Genomic DNA, 18,103 nt, shown 5'->3' with positions numbered 1-18,103 from the left:
TAGTGTTTCACAAAAAAACACCCGCTCTACGGGGAAAGAGCGGGAAAAGGAGTTAAAAAATGAAAAAGTGTTTTATTAGGGTTGTTTGGTTGGTATGAATATATAATAACTTGAAGTTGTGTCTATTTTATGTTGAAAAGTTGGTTTCTTTATTACGTTTGTTAGTTAAAAATCAGATTTTTTAATTTATTTTTCGAATAAAATTAGCTAATAATAAAATTAAATGCTTTTATGCAAAAAAAGAATACAAAAAAAGAATAGTTTTTAAATATAAATTTTAATTGTCTTTTATCAAAAAATTAGAATCGTGGAGAAAATTATGATAAATATATCACGTAAACATATTGTATAATTACATTTGTATAAATATAACTATCTTTTGGTTTTTATATTTTTACTATAATAATATTAAAAAAAGGAAGGTAAGTGTAAATTAATGAATGATTCATTAAGAAAAGGTTCATTTAAATTTTTATTGTATTCAAGTACGCTTGTCATAACAACAATTACTCCGGTACAAAGTTTAGCTGCAACCATAAAACAAGTAAAGCAATCCCAATCAGCTCAAACCGTCTTGGAAAAAGATTATAAGACTATATTAGCGGAGTATACAACTGCAAAAGATGAATACGAAGCAACCAAACAGCGTTACAATGCGTCACTAGCAGAGTATGATATCTTAAAAAATGAAGCAGATAAAACGTACACAACCGCAAATCAACTTAAAACCACTTTAGATGGATTAAAAGAAACCTACCAGATACAGCTCACAAAATTTGATGAGGCTACTGAAAAGTATGAAGTAAGCAGAACTACATATGAAACAAACAAGTCAAACTATGAAGCACATATTGACGATTATAATGAAGCAAAAGATGCGTATGAAGCAGAAAAAGACCTTTATCAACAAACAGAAGAAACGTTTATTAGCATGCAAAAAAACTATTTAGCCGAACGAACAAAATATGAAACATTAAACGAGGATGCAGAGAAAAAAAGAGCCGACTACGAAACCTTACGCGTTGCCTATGAAAAAAAACAGAAAATTTACGAAGAAGCTGCAATAGCTTATGGAAAGAGTCAAACAGCCTATAATAAAGCAAAAGACAGTTATAATAACCAATTAAAAGACTATAACGCACAAAAGCTTTCTTATGAGAAATTGCTTAATACTTATAACTCTAAAAAAACAACGTATGAGACTAAAGCCAAAGAATTTAATCTGGCTGTCGCATCCTATACTACACTAAAAGCAGCACTCGAAGCTGCTAAACCTGGCTATATTGAAGTTAAAGCCAAATATGATTTAGCGCTTGCGGAATATAACGCTATACTAACAGAGTATAACGAAGCGAAAGACAGTTACTTAACTGACAAAACAACCTATGAAAAACGCTTATCAGCATTGAAGACTTCAATAAGTAAATACGAAAATAAACTGGCTGAGTACAATAAAATCAAAGACGATTATCACACAACAAAACAAACTTATGAAGAGAAAAAGACTACATATGAAACGATCTCAACTCAATTAAACGAATTAGTGAACCAATATGAAACAGCTCGCATAACGTATGAGAAAGGAAAAACAGCATTTGAACAGAAAACAAAAACCTATCAAGTGGCTAAAATAACGTATGATCAACAAAAAACAGATTATGATACAACCCTTGCTACTTACGAAACTAACCTGAAACACTATAATGAAAAACGAGTAGCTGCAGAAGCACTTTTAAAGCAATATCAAGAAGGTACAGCAGAATATTCCGTTGCACTGACAGCCTATGCTGAAAACAACGAACGCTACAATGAACTCGATAAAGAATACCAACAAGTAAAAGAACAAGCAGATTCACTAACTGCTGAATTTCAAATAGTCAAAACAGCCTATGAAACTGCAACAGGTGAATATCAAGCTATCACTGCAGCTTATCAGTCTATCAAGCAAAAATACGATTCTCTTGTGACACAAAATGATAACGCAAAGAATGATTATCAACAATTAGAAAAAGAGTATCAAACAATCAACGCTAACTATACTCACGTCATGAATGTCTATGCTGAAACAGAAACAGCCTACAAAGCTGCACTTAAAAAATCTGATGAAGTAAAAGATCACTTTACTCAAGTAAAGGCTTCTTATGATACCCTCTTTGATCAATTTACAAGTGGATCAGAAGCTTTCGATGTGACCGAAGCAGAATATATCGAGGCGAACAAAACATATGATGCTGTAACCAAAAAATATGAACTAGCTCGTGCTGAATATGACCGTCTTTTCCCAAAATATCAAACGTTGAAAAATGAATTGACACAACTAAAATCAGATCTTTCAAAAGCTGAGACATCCTTTACTAATTTAGGAAGAATAATAAAAAAAACGCAGAAACAGTACTCTGATTTAAAAACACACTATACTGAAACGATGAAAGAGTACGAAGCGGTTAAAAAGCAATTTTCTACTCTAGGAACGGAGTTTAGTACTGCTAAAACAGCTTTTGAAATCGCATCAGAAGCAATTTCAAAAGCGAAAGAATCCTTTAAGCTTATCAAAAAAGAATATACTGCTTTAGCTGTTTACTACGTTGACCTTAAAAATAAATATGAAAAAACACTAAAAACCTATAATACAACTTTAGGCATACTGGTCGAAGTTACAGCTGAAAAAAAAATACATGACGAAGAGTACACCGCTGTTTCAAAAGAATATGAAAAAATAGAAGATTCTTTTACAACACTTCACGAAGAATACGATAAGGTTAATACATCATACGAAGCAGCATATATTGCGTGGAAATTAGCCGATACTGCATATCAAGCAGCACATGAAAAATTAAAAACTCTTAAAAATGACTATGATATAACAATTGGGCTCTTTAATAATCTACAAACCAAGTATGATCTTGCAAAAGATAGTTATCTCACAGCTGCAAAACCTTATACAGATGCACTCGAAGCTTATGAAAAGGCTGTTATTGCTAAGGACGAAATCAATACTTCAATTACTAACATGAAGCAAGTTATTGCTGATTTCCCAACAGCTCAAATCACACAAGATAACTACAAAAAAATTCCTGATATTTTAAGTACTTGGAAAGCAGAATATAGTGTAGCTAAACAAGATTTAACAGCATCTTTAATTGATTCTTGGCCAATCATTGAAGATTATCAAGAGAAAAATACCATCTATAACTCTAGCTCAATTTCGCATGATATTAAATATAATTTCGTGTATAATCCAGAAAATTTTGAAGGCAAATTAGTAGAGTTTATTGCAGATTCAACTGAAATGATGCAAAAAAACAGTGATAAAGCCATTGCTTATCAAAAATATTATGAATCCTATAGTAACTATCTAGAAGCATTCGAAACTTATACATCTGGATGGGAAATTGGTAATGTTGGAGATCCAAATGATGACTACTCAAATGTTTGGCAACCGATTTTTAATTCATTAGAAACAGGTGATTTTACATCAATATCACCTGACTTCACAACCGAGAATTTACAAAAAATGAAAACTTTAGAGGATTGGAATAGATTTGTAGCTGCTTATGAAAAAGCAGTTTTAGAACAAGTGGAAAAATTCTCCGAGTATGGAGCTTATTTGGAAGGAGTTTCATCAACTTGGGCACAGGCGAAAAAGGATATAACAGAAGCAATTAAAGTCTTTAATGCTCAAACTGGTAGTACAGTTCAGATCTATTATCTAAAAGATTCTATCCTAACATCAATTGAACTTATGTCTGATCTCACTTCTACTCTTTCTGCTGCGAACATCAACAGGCTAAAAAATACTCCTTTTCCAGAAATACCCGGTCAACCAATATCAATTTATTATTGGTTGACCACTCAATTTAAGCAAACTGGCGAGTATACTAGTACTATATTAGGACAAGATTTAGATATTTTTGTACCGCCTTCTGATTTTAGTGTTGAACCTATCAAATCAGATTTAGATTTACTAGGGCTCAAACAAATCAATGACCCAATAATTCCACCAATACCTGATATGTCTAAACCACCTGAAGAACCCTTAGGGATTACTGCGCCTGAAAATGTAACCCCAGTACTAGAACCAAAGAATATTGCACTTGCATCTTCTCTAGCTTCAACAAAATTAGGTGTTAAAATTGAAGGAATCGATCTGCCAATGCTAACAATAAAACATACCTCTACGCCTCTTGATCCAATCGATGAATTGCTCATTTCAAAAGATGTGAGTAATGTGGAACTCGATACTGTCGAAGCTGAAGGGAGTATTCAACCTGAAGCACCTGTTGATTTAAACGAGCTAGAAGATAGTACGAACGTAGACCCACTAGAACGGCCTAAAGAACTGGAAGAAGCACCTAAAAGCGATGAGCCTATTGTTCCAGCACTTACAGCACCAGAAACTGTGGACCTTGCTAAACCACCAGTAGAGCGATCTATTAACATTACTGCACCTAAGGTACCTAAAATATTAGAGGCACCCGTAGCAGGAAAACAATCTGAAGCACCTGAATCGTTAATAGCTCCTATAAAAGCAGACGTTTTGCCTAAGACTACACGTTCTAAAACTAATCTAGTCGCAGATCCATCGAAATCTAGACTTCCGGATACTCGTTTTAGTAGAAGACTACCGAACACAGGATCAGAAACATCTTTACTAGGACAAGGTTTGGGTACCTTTATTTCTGGAGCCGCGGGATCTCTTCTTTTCTGGAGAAGAAAAAAAGGAAAACATAGTAGGTAGGTGCTCATTTCCTAATTAATGTTACACTAACCAAAGAACAACAAAAGCATCTAGACACAGTGACTTCAAATTGAAGGATCATGTCTAGATGTTTTTTTATTTTACAGGTTCTACTTTTTTAATTATTTGGGAATATAGATATTGAAACAACGTTTAATGACTGACTATTATAGTAATTGTGCTCCCTATTAATGCTTTGTTTTGTTCATTGGTTGTTCTGGCTTGGCTTATCTCAAGATTTCTTTTGTTTTTGGGGTAATAGAGGGGGATTCACTAGTTCGGGGACTTCTCTCCCTTTTAACTCTTTGTTTTGTTCACTGGTTGTTCTGGCTTGGCTTATCTCAAGATTTCTTTTGTTTTTGGGGTAATAGAAGGGGATTCACTAGTTCGGGGACTTCTCTCCCTTTGGTCGCCAAGTATTGTGAATCATCTGTTCTGGCATAGCCAATCACAGTGATTCACAATAAATAACCCGCTCTTGGGGAAGAGCGGGAAAAGGAGTTAAAAAATGAAAAAGTGTTTTGTTAGGGTTGTTTGTTTGGTATGAATATATAATAACTCTAATTTGTGACTATTTTGTGTCGAAATTTTGGTTTCTTTATTACGATTGTTTGGTAAAAATCTGAAGTTATTTTATCTTTTTATAAAATTCGAGTGAATTCCTAGATTAATAGCTTGTTCTCAGTAGTGCTTGTGTTGTACATCTAAAAGAGCCACCGAATATTCTTGAAACTTCGTAATCTAATGTTTCTACTTTGACGCCATGACTTTCCAACGCTGTGATCAACTGTGTGAATGACTGATCTGTCACATACACAGAGTCATTATTCGGAAGGCCATTTGCAATCAGTAGGAGGCTTCTTTTAAAGAAATAGTTATCTTATCCCAGTTATCTAGCGCATTGGGTAACCCATCTAAAAAAGCTTCTTCGCAGTAAATAATCAATCCGTCTTTAACCATGCTTAGAGCACAATCTAGGTGCATTATATCTGGATGCAAACGTATTAGTCCCAGTGAGCTAACAGTGTCTTCAGCCAATTGATTCCATTTTGATTGCTGGCCAAATCTGAATATCCCACAAATATTTTTTTGCCATAAACCAAAACATCGCTTGCCTTCTAGAAACGGTCCTGTTTCACTTTCTGATCCTTCTTAAAATCTGGTTGTGGTGTGTTCTGCATGCTTGGATTCTTCCTTTAGAATAGCTCGTATCGGCGAGATTTCCAAACGTCGGTGAGCAAACCTCAAGTTGCCTTCGATGATGAAATTACCAAGTGTGAAAAACGGATCTCTGGAAAAGAAATTAGCATAGCCATGTCCACTCTCTTTTCCTAATGTCTTTTCATAAGTTGTCAACTTCCGCGGTCTGATAACTTCTACATCATAGGAGCCTAACAATTGAAGCATCTGCTCTTTTTCCCATTTTTTCTGCATATCTGGGTAAAGATCACCTATATCACCAACTTTATTCTTGAAAAGTTTTATGTTTGTTTCTGATAGAAAGCTTGTATCTAACTCGTCCTCCTATTCAGGCAAATAAAATTGTGATTGTGCTAAAACAACTCTTTTTAATGGAGCAAATTCACTCTCTACAAAATTAGTCTTCATTAACTATCTCTCCATCTATCGTGACGTTTCCATCATTATAGCAAGGTTACTTTTGATAGACCTTTTAATCAATTAAAAAAACCTGTCCCCCAAGTTGTATTAGTCTGCCCATCATCTGGTCCCACGGCAATATAGCGCCGAGCACCTCCTTGACTGATATAGCTGATCCAAACATAGCCATTACTATGAAGATAGTAATCATAGTGGACTGCCATACCAGGTAAATAATAATCTAGTGCAGGACTCACCACCTCATCTGGTTCTGTGTCTTCGCTTACTGCTAATTTTCTATCTGGATAAAATGTACCTGACATTGAAATCAAGCCGGTTTGTTGTTCTTTCGTCACAGAAATTGGTTGTGAAGGATTTGGTTGTGGTTTTAATTGACTGTTTCCGGGTTTTCCATAACGATATACAGTTAAGGTAGGGCAGCCGTTTATTTCCCAAATCGTATCGTGATCGTTGACTGTAATACCATTATAGCCATAATTACAATGAATGATCTGATCTTGATCATCTAAAAAAATGCCTGTATGTCCTGCCGCTCCACCTGATGCTCCTCGATTTCCCCAGATAAAAATATCTCCTTTTTTAGCAGGATAATTTCCTGAGGCATCTTCTTGGACTTGCATCCAGCCAGTTTTTTCCAAATGTGAGAACAGATTATCTGTATTGCCTATCATTCCACTAGTAAAAAAACCACCGCTGATCAAAGCGAAGTAAACCGCACTTGAACAATCGTAGCTATTAGGGCCTAGCCTTGCATTCATCGAGTACGTGACGGTTCCTTTACGGTCTGTCATCCATTTAATCATATTTTCTATATTAGCCATTTTCTTACTCCTTTAATTTTTTTATAGAATCGTTTTAGCAACTTCTTGAACTTTTTGGATGATTTCTTCATCCTCCATCCAATTGTCAGACTGAATCCACTGGTGAATCAACTTCATTTTATTTGGCGTTTCTGGGTCTTTACCAATTAATTGTTCCGATTCAACTAATTCATAGACAAACGTATTCAGGATATCTATATCTAGCTTTTTTTGTATTTGAAGAATATACGTCAACGGAGGATTCCAATGTTGACTAGCAGCTAAGTTCGCTTTTCCTCCAACTAATTCTGTCCAATTTAATTCTTTTTTTATTCTTATTTCATCGATTACTTCCCAAAAGTCGCTGATTGTCTTTATTGTCCGCACTGATTTTACTCCTTTGTTTTGATTTTTATTGATAGGTTGATCTTACTCTATATTTAAGGTAATCGACTGTTACTTTACTGTTAAAAATCTCCCAAACTTCTGATTTAAGGCTGGTAAATTGAGAATGTTTCACATGAAACAAAAAAAGCTTAAGATGCAGGTCCCAAGCTTTTCACTATATCTATTAATTTCAGTTTATTTTTTACTTCTTAAGTATTTTCTGGTTTTATCTTTGCTATCTTGCCTTGTTCGATATAAACCATCAAAATCGAAACATCAGCAGGATTCACACCGCTGATTCGACTGGCTTGAGCAATTGTTTCTGGTTGGATTTTTTGTAATTTTTGTTTTGCTTCTGTCGCTAATCCATTGATTGCTTCGTAATCGATATTTTCTGGGATTCGTTTGGCTTCCATGCGTTTTAGTTTGTCGACTTTTTCCAAGGCTTTTTTGATATAGCCTTCATATTTAAGTTGAATTTCTACTTGTTCGATGACTTTATCATCTAATTTCGCATCTGTTGCTGGGATAAATTGTATCACTTCATGATAGGTCATTTCTGGGCGTTTTAAGAAGTCTCCTGCTAAAACCCCATCTTTCAACGGAACGGAGCCTTTCGCTTCTAAAAATGCTTGTACATCCGCTGTAGGCTTCACTCTGACTGCGTTTAACCGAGCGATTTCGGCTTCGACAGCCTTTTTCTTTTCAAGATAGGCAGTATATTGGTCTTCTTTAACTAAACCAATTTCATGGCCTTGTTCTGTCAAACGTAAATCCGCATTATCATGACGTAAAATCAAGCGATATTCCGCTCTAGATGTTAATAAACGATACGGTTCATTTGTTCCTTTTGTTACTAAGTCATCGATCATCACACCAATATAACCGTCGCTACGTTTCATTACAAACGGATCTTTACCTTGCACTTTAAGTGCCGCGTTGATTCCTGCAATCAGTCCTTGCCCCGCTGCTTCTTCATAGCCACTGGTACCATTGGTTTGCCCAGCTGTAAATAGACCATCGATTACTTTCGTTTCAAGGGTTGGGCGTAATTGATGTGGTACAACAACATCGTACTCGATCGCATATCCTGTACGCATCATTTCAGCTTTTTCTAATCCTGCAATTGAATGTAAGATATCAGTTTGAACATCTTCTGGTAATGAAGTAGAAAGCCCCTGAACATAAACCTCTTCAGTGTTCAATCCTTCTGGCTCCAAAAATAGTTGATGGCGAGGTTTGTCAGAAAAACGAACGATTTTGTCTTCGATCGATGGACAATAGCGTGCCCCTACTCCTTCAACAATTCCTGTAAACATCGGTGCTCGGTGTAAATTATCTTGAATAATTTCATGAGTTCCTTCATTCGTGTAAGTCAACCAGCAAGAACGTTGGTCCAAATTATACGCATCATCCGGCGTACTGAAACTAAAGTGATTTGGTTGTTCGTCACCAGGTTGTTCTTCTGTAACAGAATAGTCGATCGTACTGGATTTCACGCGAGGTGGTGTCCCCGTTTTGAAACGATCCATTTCAAGGCCTAATTCCTTCAAGTGATCGGCTAAACCAATGGATGGCAATGAATTATTGGGGCCGGAAGAATATTTTAATTCACCGATGATGATTTCTCCACGCAGGGCTGTTCCAGCTGTAATGATTACCGCTTTACTCTGGTATTGTGCACCTGTTGTTGTGATAACCCCTTTACAAATACCCCCTTCTACGATCAAGCGTTCCACGATTCCTTGTCGTAATGATAAGTTGTCCGTACGCTCGATAGTGTGCTTCATTTCTGTTGCGTAAGCGTGTTTGTCCGCTTGGGCGCGCAAGGCGCGAACGGCCGGACCTTTTCCTGTATTTAGCATCCGCATTTGGATGTATGTTTTATCTATATTATGACCCATTTCACCGCCCAACGCATCGATTTCTCGAACCACGACTCCTTTGGCTGGACCTCCCACAGAGGGGTTACATGGCATAAAGGCTACCATATCTAAATTGATTGTTAAAAGCAACGTTTTGCTGCCCATACGAGCGGATGCTAGGGCTGCTTCTGATCCTGCGTGACCTGCTCCGACTACGATTACGTCATAAGATTCTGCTTTAAATTGATTCATCGACTCTTCCTTTCTATTTTCCTAAACAAAATTGACTGAATAATTGGGTAATCAGCTCGTCCTGAACACTATCGCCGACAATTTCACCTAAAAAGTCCCAGCAGCGAGTCATATCCATTTGAACGAGGTCAACCGGCATTCCAGCTTCAATTCCTTGAATCACTTCATCTAACGCTATTGCTGCCTGATCTAGTAAGGCGATGTGGCGGGTATTGGATACGTAAGTGGCATCTTTTTCCCCTGTTTGTCCGCCGAAAAATAAGTCTGCGATTTTTAATTCTAATTGTTCCATCCCAGTATTTGATAAAACGGATACTGGTAAAATTTCTTCGTCATGAACATGTTGGTTTAATTCTTCTCGATCTAATTGAGGCGCTAAATCCATTTTGTTTAATAAGATCACACGTTTCAAGCCTTCTGTTGCGGCTAGTAATTGACGATCTTCTTCTGTTAGAGGCTCATGTTGATTTAGAACTAGCAAAATCAAATCTGATTCAGCCAATGCTTTACGGCTACGCTCTACACCAATTCGTTCCACAATGTCTTCTGTTTCTCGGATTCCTGCTGTATCAATCAATTTCAATGGAACTCCGCGCACATTGACATATTCTTCGATGACATCTCGTGTCGTTCCCGCTATATCTGTTACAATTGCTTTTTCTTCACGTAATAAATGATTTAGTAAACTCGATTTTCCTACATTTGGACGACCGATAATGGCTGTACTTAGCCCTTCTCGCAAAATTTTTCCTTGTTTCGCTGTCGTCAATAAACCTTCGATCTGAGCTTTGACAAATCCAGCTTTTTCAAGTAGTAATTTTGTCGTTAATTCTTCTACATCATCGTATTCTGGGTAATCAATATTAACTTCAACTTGGGCTAATGTTTCTAAAATCTCTTGTCTTAATGAACGAATCAAAGTGGATAAATTTCCATCTAGTTGATCCAACGCCACGTGCATCGCTCGATCCGTTTTTGCCCGAATCAAATCCATCACAGCTTCTGCTTGAGACAAATCCATTCGACCATTTAAAAATGCTCTTTTCGTAAATTCACCAGGTTCAGCCAAACGTGCACCTTCTCTTAACAATAGTTGCAATAACTGGTTAACGACCACGATACCGCCATGACAGTTGATTTCAACAACATCTTCTCTCGTAAACGTTTTTGGTGCTCGCATGACTGAAACCATCACTTCGTCTAACAAACTGTCGTCTTTCGGATCATGGATATGACCATAATGGATCGTGTGAGTAGGAACATCTAGTAGTTGCTTCTTGCCGGAACGATATACTTTATTTGCAATTTTAATCGCTTCATCACCACTTAAACGGACAATGCTGATTGCTCCTTCGCCAGGTGGCGTTGAAATTGCGGCGATCGTATCAAATTCTAGCGTAATTTGTTGCATGGTTGACTGACTTCCTTTCGTTAATGGATTGAGCCGTTTTTTTCGTAATAATGACTACGTTAAACCACTCGTATCTTTTGTTACTTATGTATACATCTATTTTTGGCTACAAAAAAAGCGCCCACTCCACCCCTATTTTTTCAGGTTGGATCTAGCACTTTCACTGCATCAATTCCTATTAATTTCTTGACATAGAATATCATATTTATGTTTTTTTCGCAACATTGTTTATTCACTGAAATCATTCATAAATTTTGCATTTCTACCGTTTTATCTTTAAAATAAACCTAATAAATTAAGGAGGTTCCTAAGATGAAACGAGATAAAAAAGATAAATTTAATGAACAAGAACTAGAAAATCGTTTAAGTGGAATCACATTATCTACGGGAAATGTCAACAAAAAATATATCGTTCGAGATATTGTTTTTGCAACTGATCGAATTGAGACAGACTTATTTTCACCAGATGTCAATCCAAATGATGTATTCAGTGGGGTTTATCGTCAGTTGAAAGTGATTGCATTTGAATACGAAGCTGATGCTGTCATCAATTGTCATTTTGAAGAGAAATATGTAGAGTATCAAGGAAAATGGGTTGTAGAAATTTTTGCTTATGGAACAGTCGTTCAATTTACACAAACAACCATTGGTTAAATATTAGAAAGAAAAAACCTGATCCTAAAAGGATCAGGCTGGAAGAAGCACGAATGCTCCAACTACTTTATCATCGTATTTTGTACGTTGATAAGAATGATTTCGTTTAAAATATACTTTGTTTAGTAGTATTTGTCAATGTATTTTTTTTATATAATTATCTGATTTAAACAATAAATGCCTCTTTAAAAAATTTATTTTAAAGAGGCATTTATTGTTTAATACTATTTTTTCACGGGTTCCACAACCAGATAGCGATAAGGTTCGTCACCTTCTGAATGCGTTTTGATGTGATCATCTTTGCTCAAAGTAAAGTGGATTTGTTTTCTTTCAAACGCTGGCATTGGTTCTAGAAAAACCGGACGACCAGTTTGCTTAACTTTTTCTGCCGTTCTTTCTGCTAAGCGTTGCAAAATCGCTTGACGTTTTTCACGGTAATCACCAACATTTACTACCACAGACAATTTATTTTCCGCAACACGATGGACGAAAACTTGTGCTAAATACTGAAGCGCATTTAAAACTTTTCCGTGTTTTCCGATCAAAATCCCTTGTTTATCTGTCTCTAAATGAAAAACCAACAAACCATCTTTACGCTCTAAACGAACTAAAGCAGGTGCATTCAACTCTTTTGAAATAGTTGTTAAATACAGCGCTAGTTCAGTGATCGCTTCTTCATCTTCTAGGTTTTCCAAGACTTTAGGTCCAGAGGTATCTGGCATTTTAGCGGCCAATAATTCGTCAACAGCTGTCTCTACTTTAACTTCCTCGTCTGCCACAATGACATCTTCGACTGTCTCTACAACAGCTTCTGTGATTTGTTCACTGACAGTAGGCTCGATTGAGACTTGAGCACGTTTTTTACCGAAACCCAAGAAACCTTTTTTAGCGTCTATTATTACCTTGATCTCTACTTCTTCTTTTGATAAATTCAGTGCGCCCAACCCTTTAGTTATTGCTTCTTCAATTGTGTTTCCCTCATAAACCGGCATCTGGAAAACCTCCTTTTATTTTTTCTTATTTTTTTTCTTAGGATTCATTGCTTTCTTCAATGCTCGTTCGCGTTCTTTCACTTGTCGTTCTGCTTCTGCACGCTCTTTACGGATTTTAAATGGGTTATTGATTAATAATGTTTGTCCTACTTGGAACGCATTTGAAACTACCCAGTAAAGAGATAGTCCACTAGCTAAACTCATACCCATTACAAAAATCATCACTGGCATTACGAAGTTCATGATTTTTAATGACGCATTTGATTCAACTTGACTCATACTAGTTAAATATGTGCTGGCAAATGTAAAGACTGCCGCAAGAATCGGTAAAATCAAATACGGGTCTGGTTTCCCAAGATTCAACCACATAAAACTTCCTTGTTTCAATTCTGGCACACGAGAAATTGATTGATATAGCGCCATCATGATTGGCATTTGAATCAATAATGGTAAACAACCAGCATATGGGTTTACATTATTTTCAGCATATAGTTTTTGCTGTTCTTCACGGAATAAACGTTGCGTTTCTGGATCTTTTGAAGAATATTGTTTTTGTAGCGCTTTTAATTTTGGCTGTAATTCTTGCGTTTTGCGCATACTTTTCGTTTGGAAATGCATCAGTGGTAACAAAATAATTCGAATCACTAATGTAAACAGAATGATCCCGATACCCGTATTTGCTGAAATGGACAAAAATTTAATTGCTTCAGCGAAATAATAGACAATATAGCGGTCCCAAATTCCTGTACTGCTTTCATTAATTGGGGCTGTTCCACAGGCTGACAACACAAAAACAAGTGTAATCAAACCTGCCATCAATAATAGGCGTTTATACTTCTTCACAAAACTATTCCTCTCTTATTTCAAAATTTTGGCAAGTTTTAAAACATGCGTTACGTTGCTATGAATTTCTTCAGAAGTCAACTTGTCGACACCAGGTCTTGCGATGATAATAAAATCACAAGTCGGATCGATTGATTCTTTTAGTTGGTAGATCGACGTACGAATTTTACGTTTTACAGCGTTCCTCATAACGGCATTCCCGATTTTTTTACCTACGGAAATTCCTACCCGAAAATGCTTTTGCTCTGGTTTTTCTAATACATAGACAACAAATCTTCGGTTCGCACAGGACTGTTTATGTTGAAACACTGCTTGAAATTCTTTTTCTTTTTTTACTCTATAGGATTTTTTCATCTGCATCCCTTTGTTTCTTTCTATCTTTCTTTTTTACTCACTCTACAATGATAGCATATTTTAGTCATTTTTTTTCAAAATTTAGGGAAAATCTCTAGAGATTTTGGTCTTAATGACTCTAATTTTATATCTTATCATTTTTTTTGTTTTTTTACACTTTATTTTATGGCATTGAGAGATTTTTTGAGGTTAGTTTACATTGAGATAAGTATGGGTTCAATTTTTAGCATTTAGCTTGTAAAAATCGGAGAAATCGAACCAAGATAGCGTGATTGAGAATAAGACTGTTATTTTCGTATGATTATTACTATATTGGATTACTTTTTTAGTATTAAGCGTTTGGTAACTTATTAATAAGTGAGTTCTCTTCCTTTGATCGCCAAGTATTGTTCATCAACGAATCACTCTATCCTTCTTGATTTAGAACATAACTATTATCTTCGTTCGATTAATACTCTTACTTTTCGTTCATTACTATACTACTTTTTTTGGTGTTAGCGTTTGGTGATTCACTAGTAATGTAACTTCTCTCCCTAAGGTCGCCAAGTATTGTTCATCATCTACTCTGGCGAAGCCAATCGTAGTGATTCACAACAAAAGAACCCTTTATTATTTCCACACATACATTGTGAAGATAATAAAGGGTTCTTAGTTTAAACTTGATTCGTTATTTAAAGTCAACATAGATTATGCTGAAATAACTTTTCTGCCTTTACGACGTCTGCTCGCTAATACGTTGCGACCATTTTTTGTGCTCATGCGTTTACGGAAACCGTGAACTTTTTGACGTTTGCGCTTGTTTGGTTGATACGTTCTTTTCATCTCTTGTTCCACCTCCTGAAATTGTAACTATCCATCAATACATAGACATACTTTGATAGTATAACTAGTAATAGGTAGGTTTGTCAATAAATTTTCTGGAATAAATTTTTCTTCTTATTGAAATAAGTTATCCACAAAAGAGGAAAGTTTAGGAATAACTTGTGGATAGTTTTTTTGAGACATCTATTTCTTTTTGAGTTTCTTCTGCAGTTTTGCACAAAAAAACAGGCTGTTAAAAAGTTATGCACAAATTATTTTCCGGCTGTGTATAACTTTAAAAAAAGCTTGAATTACTTGATTTTTTTTTACAGAAACTGTTGTGGATAAATAAAAAAACAATGAGAATTCCACCGTTTTATTTCTCTATGTGGATAAGTTTATACCCTTCTGTGAATTTTTTTTCCACAATTCACAATTTGCCTGTGGAAAAACTTCCAAAAAAATGCTAAAATTCTATTTGCTTATCTATTTATAGTTGTGCTGCATTTTTATATAGAAAAAGTTTTATCTAACTTCGTGGGTTTACTCTTAGAAATTGATACAAGATGAATGTAAGGACTCTTGCTTCTATTCATCACTGAATGTCAAAAATTTTAAGGTGAAGCGAAGTAGAGTGTTGTTACTTATATATTAAGGAGGTCACCATATGCCCGATATGGAAAGTTTCTGGAAAGATTTAGAAGATACTTACCAATCTGTTTTGTCTGCACCAAGTTTTGATGCTTGGATAAAAACAACACAACCGCTAAAGTTGGAGAATAACCAATTATGGTTAGAAGTTCCTTCTGCTGTTCATAAAGACTATTGGGAAAAGAATTTAGCCGCAAAAATCGTCGAAACCGGCTTTAAATTGACTGGTGCTGAAGTAATGCCTCATTTTGTTATTACTGGTGAAAAAGAGCTCGTGCCTGTTCAAGAAGAAAAGAAAGCTCCTGTAACACCAGAAAAAATTGCTGAACATGGGAAAAAAGCTTTATTGAACCCAAAGTATTCTTTTGACACATTCGTGATCGGAAAAGGAAACCAAATGGCGCACGCAGCAGCTTTAGTTGTTGCAGAAGATCCTGGTTCTATTTACAATCCATTATTCTTCTATGGTGGAGTAGGTTTAGGGAAAACCCATTTGATGCATGCAATCGGTCATCAAATGTTACAAAATAGACCAGATGCGAAAGTAAAATACGTCAGCAGCGAAACATTTACAAATGAATTTATCAATTCGATTCAAACAAAAAATTCAGAACAGTTTCGAAAAGAGTATCGAAATGTCGATTTACTATTAGTGGATGATATTCAGTTCTTGGCTGAGAAGGAAGCAACATTAGAAGAATTTTTCCATACCTTCAATGATTTATACAATGAAAACAAACAAATCGTACTGACAAGTGATCGACCACCTAATGATATTCCAAAACTACCTGAGCGATTGGTTTCTCGTTTTGCTTGGGGTCTCTCTGTTGATATTACGCCACCAGATTTAGAGACACGAATTGCGATCTTGCGGAAAAAAGCCGACGCAGAACGCCTAGAGATCCCTGACGATACACTTAGCTACATCGCTGGTCAAATTGATTCTAATATTCGTGAATTAGAAGGTGCATTAGTCCGAGTTCAAGCATTTGCTACAATCAATGGTGAGGATATTACCACTAGTTTAGCAGCCGATGCCTTAAAATCGTTGAAATCTGTTGGCAGTCAAACTCATTTATCGATTTTACAAATCCAAGAAGAAGTGGCAAAGTATTACCATATCCAATTAAAAGATTTAAAAGGCAAAAAACGTGTGAAGTCCATCGTTGTTCCTAGACAAATCTCAATGTATCTATCTAGAGAGATGACCGAAAATTCTCTGCCTAAAATCGGTGCAGAATTCGGCGGTAAAGATCATACTACGGTCATCCATGCTCATGAAAAAATCCAACAATTAATGGAAAAAGATCCAACAATCCAAAAAGAAGTTGGGGAAATCAAAAACTTGCTCAATTCGTAGCCTGTGGATAAAAAAAGAGAAATAGTAAAAAGTTTTCCACAAGTTATACACAAGTGGAAAACTCCTACTTCATTTCATTTCTACACTTTTCCACAGAATTAACAGGACCTACTACTTTTATTATTTATTTATATATAAATACAAACAGTCCTAACAAAATTTGTGCATTTAAAATCAATTAAAAAGGAGTTCATTTATTATGAAACTAACCGTAAAAAGAAATATATTTTTACAAGAATTACAAACTGTTCAACGAGCTATTTCTTCTAAAACAACTATCCCTATTTTAACCGGTGTAAAAATCGTCTTAACAGATGAAGGATTATCCTTAACGGGTAGTAATGCAGATATTTCTATTGAAAGTTTTTTAAGTAAAGAAGATGAAAAAGCTCAAATGACGATCGAATCAACTGGAAGCATCGTTTTACAAGCTCGTTTCTTTGGTGAAATCATTCGTAAATTACCTGAAGATATGTTCACTCTAGAAGTATTAGAGAATAATCAAGTTGCAATTACTTCAGGAAAAGCCGACTTTACCGTAAACGGATTGGACGCAGACAATTATCCACACCTTCCAGTTATCGATGCTAAAAATCAAATTCAATTACCAGTTCATCTTTTGACAAAAATTATCAATGAAACGGGATTTGCCGTTTCCCTTCATGAGAGTCGTCCCATTTTAACCGGTGTTCATTTTATTTTGGAAGATCAAAAATTATTGGCTGTTGCGACAGATTCACATCGTTTGAGCCAACGAATTATTCCTATCGAACAAGCAGCTGAAAATTTCAATATCGTCATCCCTGGGAAAAGTTTGACTGAACTTTCTCGTTCGTTTACAAATGAAGAAGAGATGGTTGAGATCAGCATCATGGAAAACCAAGTATTGTTTAAAACACAAAACATGTATTTTTATTCTCGTTTGTTAGAAGGAAATTATCCTGATACCAATCGTTTGATCCCAACAAGCTTTAATACGGAAATCGATTTTTATGTTCCAGATTTATTGTCTGCCATTGATCGCGCTTCATTATTATCACATGAAGGCCGTAATAATATTGTTCGTTTAGCCATTGCGTCTGATTCTGTTGTTCTTTACGGAAACTCTCCAGAAATAGGAAAAGTGGAAGAGCCATTAAATTATGAAAAAGTAACGGGTGACCCATTGGAAATTTCTTTCAATCCAGATTATATGAAAGATGCCTTACGTGCATTCGGCGATATGAGCATTACAGTTAAATTCATTTCAGCAATTCGACCATTTACCTTAGAACCGACTGAAACTGATTTGGACTTTATTCAATTGATTACACCAGTTCGTACAAACTAAAAATAAAAAACAGTACTTGTCTCGTTTTTGAGGCAGGTGCTTTTT

Annotated in this window: 12 protein-coding genes and 1 pseudogene; 4 read left to right on the top strand and 9 right to left on the bottom strand. The window is 35.7% G+C overall.

Going from position 1 to position 18,103, the window contains the following annotated elements; genetic code table 11:
• Window positions 1-436 precede the first annotated feature (436 nt).
• The gene (locus BCR22_RS03120; protein WP_069653526.1) at window positions 437-4,738 is read left to right on the top strand and encodes an LPXTG cell wall anchor domain-containing protein; all 4,302 of its coding nucleotides are present in this window, start codon (window positions 437-439) and stop codon (window positions 4,736-4,738) included.
• Between the two features lie 667 nt (window positions 4,739-5,405).
• Here BCR22_RS03120 and BCR22_RS03115 read toward each other — a convergent pair.
• From BCR22_RS03115 to mnmE, 5 genes and pseudogenes are all read right to left on the bottom strand, one after another.
• Window positions 5,406-6,346, bottom strand: a pseudogene (locus BCR22_RS03115) (dimethylarginine dimethylaminohydrolase family protein).
• 68 nt (window positions 6,347-6,414) lie between these two features.
• Window positions 6,415-7,179: a peptidoglycan amidohydrolase family protein gene (locus BCR22_RS03110; RefSeq protein ID WP_069653525.1), complete on the bottom strand. Its 765-nt coding sequence runs from the start codon at window positions 7,177-7,179 to the stop codon at window positions 6,415-6,417.
• A 21-nt stretch (window positions 7,180-7,200) separates the two neighbouring features.
• The gene (locus BCR22_RS03105) at window positions 7,201-7,545 is read right to left on the bottom strand and encodes a hypothetical protein (protein ID WP_069653524.1); all 345 of its coding nucleotides are present in this window, start codon (window positions 7,543-7,545) and stop codon (window positions 7,201-7,203) included.
• Window positions 7,546-7,754: 209 nt separating this feature from the next.
• Window positions 7,755-9,662 carry a tRNA uridine-5-carboxymethylaminomethyl(34) synthesis enzyme MnmG gene (gene mnmG, locus BCR22_RS03100; RefSeq protein ID WP_069653523.1) on the bottom strand — a complete coding sequence of 636 codons (1,908 nt, stop codon included), beginning with the start codon at window positions 9,660-9,662 and terminating at the stop codon, window positions 7,755-7,757.
• Between the two features lie 13 nt (window positions 9,663-9,675).
• Entirely contained in the window at window positions 9,676-11,073 is a 1,398-nt protein-coding gene (gene mnmE, locus BCR22_RS03095) for a tRNA uridine-5-carboxymethylaminomethyl(34) synthesis GTPase MnmE (protein ID WP_069653522.1), read from the bottom strand.
• A 312-nt stretch (window positions 11,074-11,385) separates the two neighbouring features.
• Here mnmE and BCR22_RS03090 point away from each other — a divergent pair, with 312 nt between their 5' ends.
• Window positions 11,386-11,727, top strand: coding sequence for a hypothetical protein (locus BCR22_RS03090; protein ID WP_069653521.1), 342 nt, complete (start codon window positions 11,386-11,388; stop codon window positions 11,725-11,727).
• A 224-nt stretch (window positions 11,728-11,951) separates the two neighbouring features.
• On the opposite strand, the gene jag is transcribed toward BCR22_RS03090, so the two are convergent.
• From jag to rpmH, 4 genes are all read right to left on the bottom strand, one after another.
• Window positions 11,952-12,719, bottom strand: coding sequence for an RNA-binding cell elongation regulator Jag/EloR (gene jag, locus BCR22_RS03085; protein WP_069653520.1), 768 nt, complete (start codon window positions 12,717-12,719; stop codon window positions 11,952-11,954).
• Window positions 12,720-12,734: 15 nt separating this feature from the next.
• On the bottom strand, window positions 12,735-13,562 hold the full coding sequence (locus BCR22_RS03080; RefSeq protein WP_069653519.1) for a YidC/Oxa1 family membrane protein insertase: 828 nt from the start codon (window positions 13,560-13,562) through the stop codon (window positions 12,735-12,737).
• A gap of 15 nt (window positions 13,563-13,577) precedes the next feature.
• Window positions 13,578-13,916 (bottom strand): ribonuclease P protein component, encoded by a 339-nt coding sequence (gene rnpA, locus BCR22_RS03075; RefSeq protein WP_069653563.1) that lies wholly within the window; start codon window positions 13,914-13,916, stop codon window positions 13,578-13,580.
• 687 nt (window positions 13,917-14,603) lie between these two features.
• Window positions 14,604-14,738, bottom strand: a complete 135-nt coding sequence (rpmH, locus tag BCR22_RS03070) for a 50S ribosomal protein L34 (RefSeq protein WP_010762140.1) — start codon at window positions 14,736-14,738, stop codon at window positions 14,604-14,606.
• A 646-nt stretch (window positions 14,739-15,384) separates the two neighbouring features.
• On the opposite strand from rpmH, the gene dnaA reads away from it, so the two are divergent.
• Window positions 15,385-16,728: a chromosomal replication initiator protein DnaA gene (gene dnaA / locus BCR22_RS03065; protein ID WP_069653518.1), complete on the top strand. Its 1,344-nt coding sequence runs from the start codon at window positions 15,385-15,387 to the stop codon at window positions 16,726-16,728.
• Between the two features lie 199 nt (window positions 16,729-16,927).
• Entirely contained in the window at window positions 16,928-18,058 is a 1,131-nt protein-coding gene (dnaN, locus tag BCR22_RS03060) for a DNA polymerase III subunit beta (protein ID WP_069653517.1), read from the top strand.
• The last annotated feature ends 45 nt before the right edge of the window (window positions 18,059-18,103 follow it).

This window comes from Enterococcus plantarum, assembly GCF_001730295.1.
Lineage (GTDB): Bacteria > Bacillota > Bacilli > Lactobacillales > Enterococcaceae > Enterococcus_L > Enterococcus_L plantarum.
Note: the sequence above shows the minus strand (reverse complement) of the source record. Positions and strands in the feature narration are given on the sequence as shown.